Origin of the sequence: Massilia terrae (assembly GCF_024753145.1) — a bacterium.
Classification (GTDB): domain Bacteria; phylum Pseudomonadota; class Gammaproteobacteria; order Burkholderiales; family Burkholderiaceae_D; genus Telluria; species Telluria terrae.
Genome location: NZ_JANUGU010000007.1, coordinates 146,739 through 161,981, shown reverse-complemented (window position 1 = coordinate 161,981; position 15,243 = coordinate 146,739). Strand labels below are relative to the sequence as shown.

Annotated in this window: 12 protein-coding genes; 8 read left to right on the top strand and 4 right to left on the bottom strand. The window is 66.9% G+C overall.

The window, feature by feature from the left end; translation table 11 throughout:
• The first annotated feature begins 2 nt into the window (after positions 1–2).
• Positions 3–497, top strand: coding sequence for a hypothetical protein (locus NX778_RS18910; protein WP_258813335.1), 495 nt, complete (start codon positions 3–5; stop codon positions 495–497).
• 10 nt (positions 498–507) lie between these two features.
• A complete protein-coding gene (locus NX778_RS18905) occupies positions 508–1,908 on the top strand; it encodes an acetate kinase (RefSeq protein WP_258813334.1) in 1,401 nt (466 codons plus the stop codon).
• 11 nt (positions 1,909–1,919) lie between these two features.
• Here NX778_RS18905 and NX778_RS18900 read toward each other — a convergent pair whose 3' ends face one another.
• The 3 genes from NX778_RS18900 to trxB form a co-directional block, all read right to left on the bottom strand.
• Positions 1,920–2,531, bottom strand: a complete 612-nt coding sequence (locus NX778_RS18900) for a trimeric intracellular cation channel family protein (protein ID WP_258813333.1) — start codon at positions 2,529–2,531, stop codon at positions 1,920–1,922.
• 208 nt (positions 2,532–2,739) lie between these two features.
• On the bottom strand, positions 2,740–3,414 hold the full coding sequence (locus NX778_RS18895; RefSeq protein WP_258813332.1) for a Smr/MutS family protein: 675 nt from the start codon (positions 3,412–3,414) through the stop codon (positions 2,740–2,742).
• Positions 3,415–3,424: 10 nt separating this feature from the next.
• Positions 3,425–4,381 (bottom strand): thioredoxin-disulfide reductase, encoded by a 957-nt coding sequence (gene trxB / locus NX778_RS18890; RefSeq protein WP_258813331.1) that lies wholly within the window; start codon positions 4,379–4,381, stop codon positions 3,425–3,427.
• Positions 4,382–4,556: 175 nt separating this feature from the next.
• Between trxB and NX778_RS18885 the strand changes: the two genes are divergently transcribed.
• Both NX778_RS18885 and lolA read left to right on the top strand, forming a co-directional pair.
• Positions 4,557–6,989, top strand: coding sequence for a DNA translocase FtsK (locus tag NX778_RS18885; RefSeq protein ID WP_258813330.1), 2,433 nt, complete (start codon positions 4,557–4,559; stop codon positions 6,987–6,989).
• Between the two features lie 112 nt (positions 6,990–7,101).
• Entirely contained in the window at positions 7,102–7,725 is a 624-nt protein-coding gene (gene lolA, locus NX778_RS18880; protein ID WP_258813329.1) for an outer membrane lipoprotein chaperone LolA, read from the top strand.
• Positions 7,726–7,736: 11 nt separating this feature from the next.
• Here the strand turns inward: lolA and NX778_RS18875 are convergent, their stop codons facing one another.
• On the bottom strand, positions 7,737–8,036 hold the full coding sequence (locus NX778_RS18875) for a CCDC90 family protein (protein WP_258813328.1): 300 nt from the start codon (positions 8,034–8,036) through the stop codon (positions 7,737–7,739).
• 119 nt (positions 8,037–8,155) lie between these two features.
• Between NX778_RS18875 and NX778_RS18870 the strand changes: the two genes are divergently transcribed.
• The 4 genes from NX778_RS18870 to serS all read left to right on the top strand — a co-directional run bounded on the left by NX778_RS18870 (position 8,156) and on the right by serS (position 15,087).
• Complete coding sequence (locus NX778_RS18870; protein ID WP_258813327.1) at positions 8,156–9,460, top strand: replication-associated recombination protein A; 1,305 nt, start codon at positions 8,156–8,158, stop codon at positions 9,458–9,460.
• A 151-nt stretch (positions 9,461–9,611) separates the two neighbouring features.
• Complete coding sequence (locus NX778_RS18865; RefSeq protein ID WP_258813326.1) at positions 9,612–13,349, top strand: ATP-binding protein; 3,738 nt, start codon at positions 9,612–9,614, stop codon at positions 13,347–13,349.
• A 131-nt stretch (positions 13,350–13,480) separates the two neighbouring features.
• Complete coding sequence (locus tag NX778_RS18860; RefSeq protein WP_258813325.1) at positions 13,481–13,684, top strand: hypothetical protein; 204 nt, start codon at positions 13,481–13,483, stop codon at positions 13,682–13,684.
• A gap of 107 nt (positions 13,685–13,791) precedes the next feature.
• Positions 13,792–15,087: a serine--tRNA ligase gene (serS, locus tag NX778_RS18855; protein WP_258813324.1), complete on the top strand. Its 1,296-nt coding sequence runs from the start codon at positions 13,792–13,794 to the stop codon at positions 15,085–15,087.
• Positions 15,088–15,243 lie beyond the last annotated feature (156 nt).

Here is a 15,243-nt window from a genome sequence, read left to right as displayed (position 1 = left end):
GCATGCATCCAATCTTTCTGCGTTGCGTCGCCGGGCTGGCGCTGGCGGCGGGCAGCGCCGCAGCGTCGCCGCCTGCGACGTATTGGACCGCGGTGAGCCCCGCGGTACTCGACAGCGCGCGCGGTGGCTTCACGATCGGGGCTGGCCTTGCGCTGTCGTTCGGCCTGGAGCGGCTGGTGTCGCTGAATGGAGAGATAGTGGCGCGCACCAGCGTGCAACTGCCCGACATCGGCCGGCTCAGTACCGAACAGGTCCGGCAAACTGGCGCCGCCCTGTCGGCGGTCAATCTGATCCAGGCGGGAGCTGACAATATTTTCGCCCAGCCGGCGCCCGGGCAGATGGTGGGAGCGATGGTGATCCAGAACAGCCTGGACGGCCAGGCGATTCGCAGCCAGACCGTGATCAATGCCAGCGTCAACGGCCTGGCGCTGCTGCAGGCCTTGCATTTCGAACGCAGCCTCGCCGATGCGCTCGCCGGCGCGGCGAGTCCACATTGAAGGAGGGGGCATGCACGGGGTGACTGTGGATGGATGGCGCGCCGCGGCCCTGGCCGCGGCATTGCTTGGCCAGCTGGCGCAGGCCGCCGAGCCGGCGCCTGTCAGTCAAGCCTCCCAGGCCGAACTCGACCAGGTCAAGCGGCAGCTTGCCGAGCAGCGCCGGGAGATCGACGCCTTGCGACGCGAACTCGACCAGCAGGCCAATCGCGACGGCCCGCAGGCGCTCGGCGCAGAAGAACTGGCGCGGCGGCGCGGGACCGGGAATCCGGCGGCCGCCGCCGGTGCGCCGGCCGGTCCGGTTGCGCCGCTGGCATCCGCCGGCCCCGCATCGCAGCCCGATCCGGCCGCGCCGCCGGCACCCGCCGGCCTTCCATTGCAGCCAGATTCCGCCGCGGCACCGGCGTCAGCCGGCGGCGGCCCGGCCCCGGTCGGGCAAGCCCCGGAGGGCGCGCAACGCCCGCCCGCGGTCGCGCCCCTGTTCGAACAGCCGGGGATCCTGACGCCGCGCGGCAAATTTATCGTGGAACCATCGTTCCAGTTTGGGTATGCGTCGAGCAACCGGGTCGCGCTGGTCGGCTATACGGTCATCCCGGCGCTGCTGATCGGGTTGGTCGATGTGCGCGAAGTGCGGCGCAACACGGTCACCGGTGCACTCGCGCTGCGCACCGGGCTGAGCAACCGTCTCGAAGTCGAGCTGCGCGCGCCGTACGTGTACCGTTCCGATGCGGCGGTCAGCCGCGAAATCCTCACCGGCAGCGCCGTCGACCGCGTGTTTGACACCAGCGGCAAACACATCGGCGACGTCGAGGCGGGCGCCCGCTACCAGCTCAACTCGGGAAGCGAAGGCGCCTACTACGTGGCCGGCCTGCGCCTGAAATCACGCACCGGGCGTGATCCGTTCCAGGTCGTGACCGACTGCCAGACCCGCTGCGTCGGCGACAACATCAGTGGCACCGGCCTGCCGCTGCAACTGCCGACGGGATCGGGCTTCTACTCGCTTCAGCCCAGCCTCACTTGGCTGTTTGCATCCGATCCGGCGGTCTTCTTCGGCAGCGTCAGCTACCTGCACAACTTCCAGCGCAGGAATGTCAGCCGCCTGGTGCAGGCCGGCGCCCGCGAGTTCCTCGGGGACGTCAAACCGGGCGATATCATCGGCTTTAACTTCGGGATGGGACTGGCGCTCAATGAAAAGGCCTCGCTCAGCCTTGGCTACGACCACAGCTCGATCGGCCGCACCCGCCAGGGCGGCGCGCCGGCGCCGGGTTCGGTGCGCACCCAGCTCGGCACGCTGCTTGTCGGATACTCATACCGGCTGTCCGATAAATACTCGCTGAATGTCTCCGTGGGCGCCGGGCTGACCAGCGACACCCCGGACGTGACGCTCAGTGTGCGCCTGCCGGTGACGTTCTGAGCGCCATGCGCCTAGCGGCCCATCCGCAAGTCGAAGCGCCACGTCACCAGCCGCAGCCCGGTGATGAACAAGGCGCTCGACCACAGCGCGAAGTCATACGGCAGCTGCACCGCCCGCATCGACAGGAACAGCCAGTTCCCGACGAACGCGCAGATCGCATACGGTTTGCCGTCCCTGAACACCATCGGGATCTCGTTGCAGACGATGTCGCGCATCACGCCGCCGAAGATACCGGTGATCACACCCATCATCGACGCGATAAACAGCGGCATGCCGGCATCCAGCGCGCTCGACACGCCGGCGATCGAAAACAGCCCCAGCCCGATCGCGTCGGCGATCACGATCAGCCGCTCCGACAGGATCTGGCGCAGGGTCTTCATCACCGGCGTGGCGACCAGGGCCAGCACGAAGATCAGGATCGCGTACTCCTGGTGGATCACCCAGAACAGCGGCCGCTTGTCGAGCAGGATGTCGCGCAGCGTGCCGCCCCCGAATGCGGTGATGAAGGCGACCGTGAAGACCCCGACGATGTCCATCCGCTTGCGGCGCGCCTCGATGAAACCGGAGAAGGCGCCGACCAGGATTGCCATGATTTCGATGATGCGTACGAGATGCAGGTGCATGCAAAAGAGCCGTTATTGTAATTTTGGCGATTTTGCTAGCCTAACATGACGGGGGTGTGATGCGTAAGGATGGACGCGTGACGACCGCAAACCTATCGTCGTCCCCGCGAAGGCGGGGACCCATGCTGAGTTACCTGGCCTGCGGCGCAAAACTGCGGCCGCGCATGCTGCCTATGGGTTCCCGCCTGCGCGGGAACGACGGCAGGTTTTAGTAGTCGACGAGCGCCGGCTTGAGGAGAACGATCAGCGCGCCGTGGCCGCCGTCCTTTTTGCCGGCCACGCAGAAGGCCACCACTTCGGGCTTCTGCACCAGCCAGCTGTGCACCATCCCGCGCAGCACCGGTTCGCCGCCGGCCGAGCCGTAGCCGACGCCGTGGATCACGCGCACGCAGCGCACGCCGCGCCGCTCCATGCGGTGCAGGAAGTCGTTGAGATATTCGCGCGCCTGGTCGCGGGTGTAGCCGTGCAGGTCGATTTCATCCTGCACCGGCCAGTGGCGCTTGCGCAGCTTCTTGAGCACGTCCGGCCCGACGCCCTCGCGCGCATACGCCAGTGAGGGATCCTCGTCGAGCAGGCCGTCGACGTCGAACTGGTCCGACAGCATCGACTCGCGCAGCACCGCCGCGTCGTCCTCGGCCTGGGTCGCGAACTTGCGCTTTTCCGGCAGTGCCCGGGCGGGCGGCGGAGGCGGGCTGTACACGTAGCGGTCCGATTCCGGCAGCTTCTTCACGTCCTTCATCGAGGCCGAGAACTCGGCCGCGCGCTCGCGGGCCAGCCGTTCGCGCTGTTCGCGCTCGGCCTGTTCGAGCGCGCGCCGGCGCTCGTCGCCCGCGAGCTTGTCGCGCAAGCCCTTCAGGTCGTGGAAGTCCTTGAAGCCCGCCATTTACGGAACCTTACGCCTCCAGCGCCTCCAGGTAGCGCTGGGCGTCCAGCGCCGCCATGCAGCCGGTGCCGGCGCTGGTGATGGCCTGGCGGTACACGTGGTCCTGCACGTCGCCTGCCGCAAACACGCCCGGCACATTGGTGGCGGTGGCCATGCCCTCGGTGCCCGAGCGGGTCTTGATGTAGCCGTTGTGCATGTCGAGCTGGCCCTCGAAGATCGAGGTGTTCGGCTTGTGGCCGATCGCCACGAACAGGCCGTGCACCTTGATCTGCTTGCTGCTCTCGCCGTCGGTCGACTTGATTTTCAGGCCGGTCACGCCGGAATCGTCGCCCACCACTTCGTCCAGGGTGCTGTTCAGCTCGAGCACGACCTTGCCCTCGTTGACCTTGCCCATCAGGCGGTCGACCAGGATCGGCTCGGCACGGAACTTGTCGCGGCGGTGGATCAGGGTGACTTTCGAGGCGATGTTCGACAGGTACAGCGCTTCCTCGACCGCGGTGTTGCCGCCGCCGATGACCGCGACTTCCTGGTTACGGTAGAAGAAGCCGTCGCAGGTGGCGCAGGCCGACACGCCGCGGCCCATGAAGGACTGCTCCGACTCCAGGCCCAGGTACTGCGCGGAGGCGCCGGTGGCGATGATCAGCGCGTCGCAGGTGAACTCGTGGGTGTCGCCCAGCAGGCGGATCGGCTTCTCGTTGAGGAAGGTCGTGTGGATGTGGTCGAACACGATGTCGGTGTTGAATCGCTCTGCATGCTGCAGCAGGCGCTGCATCAGCTCCGGACCTTGCACGCCCATCGGGTCGCCGGGCCAGTTCTCGACGTCCGTCGTGGTCATCAGCTGGCCGCCTTGCTCGACGCCGGTGACCAGCATCGGCTTGAGGTTGGCGCGCGCGGCGTAGACGGCGGCGGCGTAGCCAGCCGGGCCGGAACCGAGGATCAGGACTTTGGCGTGTTTTTTAGTGGTCATGAGAGCGCTTCAGTGTGGTGGTGATGAGGATACTTGGGGGCGTTCACGGCCCGGGCAAGGGGTCGAAATGCCACACGAGATTATAGCCGACGATGCGGGGCAGCATGAATCATGGGCCTACGCGGCAATATATGCCGTAGAATGCGTCAATCTCTGGAAAGCAACTTTTCCGCGCATGGGCAAGAAAACATCTTCATCAATTAGCAACACCCGGAACGCCGACCTGCGGCCAGCACTGCCGAGCCGGCTCGTGCGCCTGCTGTCGGAAGCGCGCTGGATCGCGCTGGCGGTGGCCTTCCTCTACTTCGTGCTGATCCTGCTGTCGTACCACAAGGGCGATCCGGGCTGGTCGCACGCGAGCGTGGTGCCGAAGGTTGCCAACCTTGGCGGCCGCGCCGGCGCCTGGCTGGCCGACCTGATGCTGTTCATCTTCGGCTTCTCGGCCTGGTGGTGGTGCATCTGCTTCCTCCGGCTGGTGTGGGGCGGATACCGCCGGCTGGCGGACAAATTCATCCACGAGCAGGAACCGGAACCGGTGCACCAGCACGAGGCGGCGGTGCGCTGGATCGGCTTCGTGCTGCTGTTCGTCGGCAGCCTGGGCCTGGAATATTTGCGCCTGTGGTCGCTGCAAGTGGAGCTGCCGCGCGCGCCCGGCGGCGTGCTGGGCCAGCTGATCGGGCATTCGGCCAACGTCGCCTTCGGTTTCACCGGGTCCACCCTGATCCTGCTGGCCACCTTCGGTCTCGGCTTCTCGCTGTTCTTCGGGGTATCGTGGCTGGCTGTGGCGGAAAAGATCGGCGCCGCCATCGAGACCACCATCGACTGGTTCCGCCTGCGTTACGAAGACAGCATCGACCGCAAGCAGGGCGCGGTGGCCGCCGGCAAGCGCGACGAAGTGGTCGACAGCGAACGCGCCAAATACGTCGAGAAGCATCCGCCGCCACCGCCGCCGGTGCGCGCCGAGCCGAAGCTGGGCGAGGGCGCCGCCGTTCCCGCCGCGCCGGCGCCTGTCATGCCCGCGCCGTCGCCATTCAAGATCGAACCGGCCGTCACGGTCGTGCCGAAATCCGAGCGCGTCGAGAAGGAAAAGCAGGCCGCGCTGTTCGAGCGCCTGCCGGGCGACTCCAAGCTGCCGGCCTTGGCGCTGCTGGATGAGCCGCCGGCCGCGCAGGAAACGGTGGCGGTCGAGACGCTGGAATTCACCAGCCGCCTGATCGAGAAGAAGCTGTCCGACTTCGGGGTGGAAGCGAAGGTCATGGCGGCCTATCCGGGCCCGGTGGTGACGCGCTACGAAATCGAGCCGGCCACCGGCGTGAAGGGCAGCCAGATCGTCAACCTGGCGCGCGACCTGGCGCGCTCGCTGTCGCTGACCTCGATTCGCGTGGTCGAGACCATCCCCGGCAAGAACTACATGGCGCTGGAGCTGCCGAACCCGAAACGCCAGATCGTGCGCCTGACCGAGATCCTCGGCTCCAAGGTCTACAACGACAGCGCCTCCAGCCTGACGATCGCGCTGGGCAAGGACATCGCCGGCAAGCCGGTGATCGCCGACCTGGCCAAGATGCCGCACCTGCTGGTGGCGGGTACGACCGGTTCCGGTAAATCGGTGGGCATCAACGCGACCATCCTGTCGCTGCTGTACAAGGCCGATCCGGACGACGTGCGCCTGATCCTGATCGACCCGAAAATGCTGGAGATGTCGGTCTACGAGGGCATCCCGCACCTGCTGGCGCCGGTGGTCACCGACATGCGCCAGGCCGGCCACGCGCTGAACTGGGCGGTGAACGAGATGGAGCGCCGCTACAAGCTGATGTCCAAGCTGGGCGTGCGCAACCTGGCCGGCTACAACGGCAAGATCCTGGAAGCGGCCAAGCGCGAGGAGCATATCCCGAACCCGTTCTCGCTGACGCCGGACGCGCCGGAGCCGCTGGACAAGCTGCCGACCATCGTCATCATCATCGACGAACTGGCCGACCTGATGATGGTGGTCGGGAAGAAGGTCGAGGAGCTGATCGCCCGTATCGCCCAGAAGGCGCGCGCGGCCGGCATCCACCTGATCCTGGCGACCCAGCGGCCGTCGGTGGACGTGATCACGGGCCTGATCAAGGCGAATATCCCGACCCGCATCGCGTTCCAGGTCTCGTCCAAGATCGACTCGCGCACCATCCTCGACCAGATGGGCGCGGAGACGCTGCTGGGCATGGGCGACATGCTGTACATGCCGCCGGGGACCGGCCTGCCGATCCGCGTGCACGGCGCCTTCGTGTCGGACGACGAAGTGCATCGAGTTGTAAAACATCTTCAATCGACCGGCGAACCGAATTATGTTGAAGGCATCCTCGAAGGCGGCACGCTGGAAGAGGGCAATGCCGAGGGCATGCCGGCGGCGGAAGGCGGCGGTGGCGAGTCGGACGCGATGTACGACCAGGCGGTGGCGGTGGTGCTCAAGCACCGGCGCGCATCGATCTCGCTGGTGCAGCGCCACCTGCGGATCGGCTACAACCGCGCCGCGCGCCTGCTGGAACAGATGGAGCAGAGCGGCGTCGTCTCCGCCATGCAGAGCAACGGCAACCGCGATATCCTCGTGCCGACCGCGAACGCCGAGTAATCGGACGGGTGACCGCCAGCGCTGAGTACACGCGTACAAAATAGAGAACGTCGTGCCCGCGAAGGCGGGAACCCCATTTTGCCAGCCCACCCGGGCTGTCCAAGGAAGCCATATGAACATGAAGAAGATTGGTCTCGTCGCCCTGCTGCTCGCCGCAGCCGGCGCCGCGCAAGCCAGCGCCCTCGACCAATTCAAGTCCTTCGTCGCCAACACCAAAAGCGCCCGCGGCGAATTCACCCAGCAGCAGGTTCGCAAGGCCGCCAACAGCAAGGTCGCGCCCGTTTCGTCCGGCACCTTCGTGTTCGCCCGCCCCGGCAAATTCATCTGGGAATACCAGAAGCCCTACGAGCAGCTGTTGCAAGCCGACGGCGACCAGCTCTACATCTACGACAAGGACCTGAACCAGGTGACGGTGAAGAAGCTGGGCAACGCGCTGGGTTCCTCCCCAGCCGCCATCCTGTTCGGCAGTAACGACCTGGAGAAGAATTTCACACTGTCCGAAGGCGGGACCCGTGACGGGCTGGAATGGCTGACGGCGGTCCCGAAGAACAAGGACACGACCTTCGAGCAGATCGGTATCGGCCTGAAGGAGGGCACGCCGCAGGCGATGGAGCTGAAGGATACGTTCGGCCAGACCTCGGTGCTGCGCTTCAAGAACTTCCAGCGCAACCCGGCGCTGGCCGCGAATGCCTTCAAGTTCGATGTCCCGAAAGGCGCGGACGTATTTAATCAGTAAGCTCTTCCGCTTCAGGGGAGGAGTTTTAGAATCAGGCCAACGATCAGGGCTGTCTGAATAAAGCCGGCGGCTACCACGACGGTTAGCGTCCACCGCATCTGGTCGCTTCGAAGCTTCGCTATCTCAAGCTTCAGCTCGTTGACGGCCAGGGCAAGATCGTCCTTCGTTGCATATTTGCCGCTCTTGTGGGCGTTCACTGAGTTGCTCGCGTCGGCGAGAACAGCCGCGTGCGCACGTGCCTGAACCAGCGGCACACCTGCTTCGACTAGCCGATCCACCGCTTTTAGCGTATCGAAAAGCATTCCAGTCATCTCGGGCTCCCTTTTATCATATGCCTTAATCGATGATGGCGTGTTTGCGCGCGCTCCGATACGCGCCGCGTCAATCGGCTACACTACGCGCGTGCCCAACAATAGACTCCCGCTTCGCCATGGATGACCTGTTCAAAACCGAGCCCTCGCCGCCACTGGCGGAGGCGCTGCGCCCGCGCACGATCGATGAAGTGATCGGCCAGAGCCACCTGCTCGGGCCGGGCAAGCCGCTCAACCTGGTGTTCAAGTCGGGCCGCCCGCATTCGATGATCCTGTGGGGCCCGCCGGGCGTGGGCAAGACCACGCTGGCGCGCCTCACCGCCAATGCCTTCGACTGCGAATTCATCCCGCTCTCCGCCGTGCTCTCGGGGGTCAAGGAAATCCGCGCCGCCATCGAGCAGGCGCAGCACTACACGGGGTCCGGGCGCCAGACCATCCTGTTCATCGACGAGATCCACCGCTTCAACAAGGCCCAGCAGGATGCGCTGCTGCCGCACGTCGAGTCCGGCCTCGTCACCCTGATCGGCGCGACCACCGAGAACCCTTCGTTCGAGGTCAACTCGGCGCTGTTGTCGCGTTCGCAGGTGTACGTGCTCAAGGCGCTGTCGGACGACGAAATGCGCCAGCTGCTGGCGCGCGCGCAGGAGCGGGTGCTGGGCCACCTGCAGTTCGACGAGGTGGCCGTGTCGACCCTGGTCGGCTACGCGGACGGCGACGCGCGCCGCTTCCTCAACCTGCTGGAGCAGACCAAGACTTCGGCCGATGCCTCCGGCACCACCCACATCACGCGCGAGTTCGTCGAGAACGCGCTGACGCTCAACGCACGCCGCTTCGACAAGGGCGGCGACAATTTCTACGACCAGATCTCGGCGCTGCACAAGTCGGTGCGCGGCTCGCACCCGGACGCGGCGCTGTACTGGCTGGTGCGCATGCTCGACGGCGGCGCCGATCCCAAATACCTGTCGCGGCGCATCGTGCGCATGGCATGGGAAGACATCGGCATCGCCGACCCGCGCGCCATGCAGATGGCCAACGACGCCGCGCTGACCTTCGAGCGGCTCGGCTCCCCGGAAGGCGAGCTGGCGCTGGCCCAGGCCGTCATCTACCTGGCCATGGCCCCGAAGAGCAATGCCGGCTACAACGCCTACAACGAGGCGCGCGCCTTCGTGAAGCGCGACCGCTCGCGCGAGGTGCCGGTTCACCTGCGCAATGCGCCGACCAGGCTGATGAAGGAGCTGGGCTACGGCCACGAGTACCGCTACGCCCACGACGAACCGCACGCCTACGCGGCCGGCGAGACTTACCTCCCTGAAGGGATCACCGAGCCGGGCTGGTACCGCCCGACCGACCGCGGGCTGGAAGGCAAGATTGGCGACAAGCTCAAATGGCTGCGCGAGCTGGACGAGCAGGCCCGCAAGGACTGAGCCCCCCGCACGGTACAGTCGACGTTCCCACGTAACACACGCAACGCGAAAAAGTACCCGCTTAGCGAAGTTGCATGTACCATTGCTTCTCCAGCAAGGTGTGTGGCAGTTGAAACGAAAACGCCGCTGGCTACCTGTCCACGGGGGATGCATGGAACCACGGCCCTATCTTGTCGAGGGCGACAGCGAAACGGCGCGCCTGCTGCGCACCAAAGACTGGTCCGCCACCCGCTTGGGGCCGATGGACCAGTGGCCCCAGAGCCTGCGCACCTCGCTCAGCATCTGCGTCGCCTGCCGTTTCCCGATCCTGGTGTGGTGGGGACCGGACCGCATCATGCTGTACAACGACGAATACATCCCCGTCCTCGGCAGCAAGCACCCGGCCGCGATGGGCGGCGTCGGCCGCGACGTCTGGGGCGACGTGTGGCCGGTGGTCGGCCCGATGCTCGACTCGGTCAACAGCAGCGGGCAGGCGGTCAAGGCCGAGGACCTGTTGCTCCTGATGAACCGCCACGGCTACGACGAGGAGACCTACTTCTCGTTCAGCTATTCGCCGATCGCGGACGAATCGGGCGGCATCGGCGGCATCTTCACGCCGGTGATCGAAACCACCGAAAAAGTGATCGGCCACCGCCGCATCGACAAGCTGCGCAAGCTGGCCAGCGCGCCGCGCGCCAACAACCTGCTGGACGCCTGCGACTCCTTCGCCGCCGTGATGGCCGACGCGCCGGCCGACGTGCCCTTCGGCCTGGTGTACGCGATCGGCGCCGGCGGTGGCGCCAGCCTGGCCTGCTCGTTCGGCCTGGAGCAGGACAGTGCAGCCGCACCGGCATCGATCCGGCCCGGTGATCCAGCGGCGCCGTGGCCGGTGCTGGACGTGGCCTGCGCGGCCGAACCGCGGGTAGTCGCGGCGCCGCCTGACGCCGGCCTGCCGTGCGGGACCTGGGGCGCGCCATGCCGGCAGGCGGTGGTGACGCCGATCCGGGTGCCGGGCCATGAACACGCGGCCGCGGTGCTGATCTCGGGCGCGAGCCCGCACCGCGCGCTGGACGACAGCTACCTCTCGTTTTTCAACCTGCTGGCGGACCAGCTCCAGACCGGCATCAGCGAGGCGCTGGCATACGAGGTCGAGCGCAAGCGGGTCGAGGCGCTGGCCGAGATCGACCGCGCCAAGACCACCTTCTTCAGCAACGTCAGCCACGAATTCCGCACGCCGCTCACCCTGATGCTCGGGCCGCTTGAGGAAGTGCTGGCCGATCCCGCGCTGCGCAAGGACACGCGGCGCCACCTGGACCTGGTGCGCCGCAACGGCGTGCGCCTGCTCAAGCTGGTCAACGCGCTGCTCGACTTCTCGCGCATCGAGGCCGGGCGCATGGTGGCCGCGTTCGAGCCGGTCGACCTGGCCGCGGCGACGGTGGAACTGGCCAGCGTGTTCCGCTCCGCCGTCGAGCGCGCCGGGCTGGCGTTCACCGTCGAATGCGAGCCGCTGCCGGAGCCGGTGTTCGTCGACCGCCTGATGTGGGAAAAGATCGTCCTCAACCTGCTGTCGAATGCCTTCAAGTTCACCTTCGAGGGCGGCATCGCGCTGCGCCTTGCCGCGCGCGATGGCCGCGCCGAGCTGACGGTGAGCGACTCCGGCGTCGGCATCGACGCCGCCAACCTGCAGCGTGTGTTCGAACGCTTCCACCGGGTCGACGGCGCGCGCTCGCGTTCGCACGAAGGCAGCGGCATCGGGCTCGCGCTGGTGCGCGACCTGGTCCAGATGCACGGCGGCGAGGCCGGCATCGCCAGCCGCCTCGGACACGGCACCACCGTCACCGTCACGCTGCCGTTCGGCCACGCGCACCTGCCGCACGAGCAGGTGACGTGCGAGCCCAAGCCGGCGCAGTCGCCCGACAGCCTGGTCGAGGCCTATGTCGAGGAGGCCGAGCTGTGGCTGTCGTCCGGGCGCCCGGATGTGCAGGCCTCCGGGCACGCGCGCCGCGGCACCGTCTTCATCGTCGACGACAACGCCGACATGCGCGACTACCTGACCCGCCTGCTGGCGCCGCTGCACGTGGTGCGCGGCTTCGTGAATGGCCGCGAGGCGCTCGATGCCGCGCGCGGCTGGCGCCCGGACCTGGTGGTGTCGGACGTGATGATGCCGGTGATGGGCGGCTACGAGATGCTGGCAGCGCTGCGCCATGACAGCGAGCTGGCCAGCGTGCCAGTGCTGCTGCTGTCGGCGCGCGCCGGCGAGGACGAACGTATCGCGGCCGAGCGCGCCGGCGCCGACGGCTATATGGAAAAGCCGTTCTCCAGCCGCGAGCTGCTGGCCAAGGTCGACGCGCTGCTGCTGCGCGCGCGCCTGCACGACATCGAGGCGGCCCACATGCGCCGCATGAACGCCGTGTTCGAGCAGGTCCCGGCCCCGATCGCGCTGCTGCGCGGCCCGGAGCACGTGTACGAATTGGCCAACCCGGGATACCGCAAGCTGGTCGGCGAGCGCGAACTGCTGCACCGGCCGGTGCGCGAAGCCTTGCCCGAGCTGTCGCAGGAAATCCTCGCCATGCTCGACCGCACCTACCAGACCGGCGAGACCTATCTCGGCCGCGGCGTGCGCGTAGACATCGTGCGCGGCGATCCGCCGGCGCCGGAGGAGAGCTATTTCGACGTGGTGTACCAGCCGACGCGCGACGCCGTCGGCCGGATCGACGGCATCGCCGTGGTCGCGTTCGAGGTGACCGAGGCGGTGCTGGCCACCCGCATGGCGGAGGCGGCCAACCGTTCCAAGGACGAGTTCCTGGCAATGCTGGGCCACGAGCTGCGCAATCCGCTGGCGCCGATCATGAGCGCGCTGGAGGTGATGCGCCTGCGCGGCGTCGACAAGCTGCGCCGCGAGCACGGCATCATCGAGCGCCAGGCGCGCCACCTGGTCGGCCTGGTCGACGACCTGCTCGACGTCGCCCGCGTGGCGGAAGGGAAGATCAAGCTGCGCCGCGAATGGATCGAGCTGTACGAGGCGGTGGCGCTGGCGGTCGAGACCACCGCGCCGCTGCTGGAGGAGCGCAACCACCCGCTGCGGCTGGAGCTGCCGCGCGAAGGCCTGCCGCTGCTGGCCGACCGCCAGCGCCTGAGCCAGGTGATCGCCAACCTGCTGACCAACGCCGCCAAATACAGTGACCGCGGCAGCATCATCCGCGTGCTCGGCCGCCAGGAGGGCGAGGAGGTGGTGCTGGAGGTGCACGACAGCGGCCAGGGCATTGCGCCGGACCTGCTGCCACGCGTGTTCGACATGTTCTACCAGAACCCGCAGAACCTGGCCCGCTCGCACGGCGGGCTGGGGCTGGGCCTGACCATCGTGCGCAGCCTGGTCGCCCTGCATGGCGGGACCGTGAGTGCGGCCAGCGCGGGGCTGGGCAGCGGATCGGCGTTCACGGTCCGGCTGCCCGGTGCGGGCGCCGCGGCCCATGCGGAGCACGGCAGCCAGGCGCCGGCCGCCACGCCGGAGCCGGCCCGCCACCGGATACTGGTGGTGGACGACAACGTCGACGCGGCCATGACCCTGGCCGAGCTGCTGCGTTCCTACGGCCACGAAGTCGAGACCGCATTCGACGGCCCCGCGGCGCTCGACAAGCTGCGCAGCTTCTGGCCGGCGCTCGCGATCCTCGACATCGGCCTGCCCGGCATGGACGGCTACGCGCTGGCCGCCCAGATGCGTGCGCAGGCGCAGGGGCGGCCGCTGCGGCTGGTGGCGCTGACCGGCTACGGCCAGGCGGACGACCGCACCCGCGCGCTGGCGGCCGGCTTCGACCGCCACATGACCAAGCCGGTCGACACCGATGCGCTGCTGGCCGTGGTGGCAGGGCCCGGCGGCGCCCGCAGCGGCCTCGCGCAAGCGGATTCATAAATGGCTTAAACACGGGCTTTTTGCAGTTCGTCCCGTGTTTTGTGCGCTTCGTCGCAAGCCGGTGGCGGCGGCGGGAGTGGGTGGGTACAGTAGCACCATACCGAACCACTTCTGAAGCCAAGGAGCACATCATGAAAGTCCGCAAAAACCTCGAAGCCGTCTTCCTCGCCGCTGCCTTTGTCGCCGTGCCGGCCAGCTTCGCCGCAGAGAAAGTCCAGGACCTGCACGCCGCCAAGGCCGCCGCGATCGCCGCCGCCGCTGCGGAAACCAATGTGCCGGTCGTGGTCGTCACCGGCCACCGCCTGAGCGCCGCCGAGAAGCTCGCACAGAACTGATTGAATGCCGCGCGGGCGACAGGGAGCTAGCCCTTGTCGATTCTCGCCTGAGTTTTTCCGTCGGCTTGGTACAATTGTGGTTTCGACATAGACCCGCCAACCCGACAATGATCGACATTCAACTTCTCCGCAAAGACATCGACAACGTCGCAGCCCGCCTTGCCACCCGCAAGTTCCAGCTGGACGTCGCAGGGTTCAATGCCCTGGAGGCCGAGCGCAAGGCCATCCAGACCCGCACCGAAGAACTGCAGGGCAAGCGCAATGCGCTGTCCAAGCAGATCGGCATGCTCAAGGGCAAAGGCGAAGACACCACGGCCGTGATGGCGGAAGTGGCCGGCCTGGGCGATGAACTGAAAGCCAACGAAGTGCGCCTTGCCGACGTGCAGGAGAAAATGGCGCGCTTCATGGAAACCATCCCCAACCTGCCGAACGAATCGGTGCCGGTGGGGCTGGACGAAACCGGCAATGTCGAGGTGCGCAAATTCGGCACGCCGCCGAGCTTCGATTTCGAGGTCAAGGACCACGTCGACATCGGCGAAAAGCTGGGCCTGGATTTTGACAGCGCCGCCAAGCTGACCGGCTCGCGCTTCTCGGTGATGAAAGGCGGCATGGCGCGCCTGCATCGTGCACTGGCCCAGTACATGCTCGACACCCACACGGGCAAGCACGGCTACGCCGAGTGCTACACCCCGTACATGGTCAACGCCGATTCGCTGCGCGGTACCGGCCAGCTGCCCAAGTTCGAAGCCGACCTGTTCTCGGTGAAGAAGGGCGGCGTCGAAGGCGAGGGCGAGAACTTCTACCTGATCCCGACCTCGGAAGTATCGCTGACCAACCTGGTGCGCGACGAGATCGTCGCCGCCGACGCGCTGCCGATCAAGATGACGGCGCACACCCCCTGCTTCCGCTCCGAAGCGGGCAGCTACGGCCGCGACACCCGCGGCATGATCCGCCAGCACCAGTTCGACAAGGTCGAGCTCGTGCAAGTCGTGTCGCCGGAGCAGTCGTACGCGGCGCTGGAAGAGATGGTCGGCCAGGCCGAGTTCATCCTGCAATCGCTGGGCCTGCCGTACCGCGTGATGGCGCTGTGCACCGGCGACATGGGCTTTGGCGCCGCCAAGACCTACGACCTCGAAGTGTGGTTGCCGGCGCAGAACACCTACCGCGAGATTTCGTCGCTGTCGAACTGCGAAGCCTTCCAGGCGCGCCGCATGCAGGCCCGCTTCCGCAACGCGCAGGGCAAGCCGGAGCTGGTCCACACGCTCAACGGCTCGGGCCTGGCGGTCGGCCGCACCCTGGTCGCGGTGCTGGAGAACTACCAGCAAGCCGACGGCAGCGTGGTGATCCCGGAAGTGCTGCGGCCGTACATGGGTGGTCTGGAGCGCCTGAGCCCGGCAGCTTGATACCCGGAGGCTTCAACTAAGCGATATCGTCGTGCCCGGCACTGCCGGACCCGACTTCCCGCGCACGCGGGAATCCCATTTTTGAGTACTGCCGAGCTCTTCCAAGAACCAAAAGACCTTGCTATAATCTCGCTTCTCGTGAGCACACGACCAAGC

Bases quoted from the DNA above. Each gene is read 5' to 3' on its own strand.
- NX778_RS18910 (WP_258813335.1), top strand. From the start codon at position 3: ATGCATCCAATCTTTCTGCGTTGCGTCGCCGGGCTGGCGCTGGCGGCG.
- NX778_RS18905 (WP_258813334.1), top strand. From the start codon at position 508: ATGCACGGGGTGACTGTGGATGGATGGCGCGCCGCGGCCCTGGCCGCG.
- NX778_RS18900 (WP_258813333.1), bottom strand. From the start codon at position 2,531: ATGCACCTGCATCTCGTACGCATCATCGAAATCATGGCAATCCTGGTC.
- NX778_RS18895 (WP_258813332.1), bottom strand. From the start codon at position 3,414: ATGGCGGGCTTCAAGGACTTCCACGACCTGAAGGGCTTGCGCGACAAG.
- trxB (WP_258813331.1), bottom strand. From the start codon at position 4,381: ATGACCACTAAAAAACACGCCAAAGTCCTGATCCTCGGTTCCGGCCCG.
- NX778_RS18885 (WP_258813330.1), top strand. From the start codon at position 4,557: ATGGGCAAGAAAACATCTTCATCAATTAGCAACACCCGGAACGCCGAC.
- lolA (WP_258813329.1), top strand. From the start codon at position 7,102: ATGAACATGAAGAAGATTGGTCTCGTCGCCCTGCTGCTCGCCGCAGCC.
- NX778_RS18875 (WP_258813328.1), bottom strand. From the start codon at position 8,036: ATGACTGGAATGCTTTTCGATACGCTAAAAGCGGTGGATCGGCTAGTC.
- NX778_RS18870 (WP_258813327.1), top strand. From the start codon at position 8,156: ATGGATGACCTGTTCAAAACCGAGCCCTCGCCGCCACTGGCGGAGGCG.
- NX778_RS18865 (WP_258813326.1), top strand. From the start codon at position 9,612: ATGGAACCACGGCCCTATCTTGTCGAGGGCGACAGCGAAACGGCGCGC.
- NX778_RS18860 (WP_258813325.1), top strand. From the start codon at position 13,481: ATGAAAGTCCGCAAAAACCTCGAAGCCGTCTTCCTCGCCGCTGCCTTT.
- serS (WP_258813324.1), top strand. From the start codon at position 13,792: ATGATCGACATTCAACTTCTCCGCAAAGACATCGACAACGTCGCAGCC.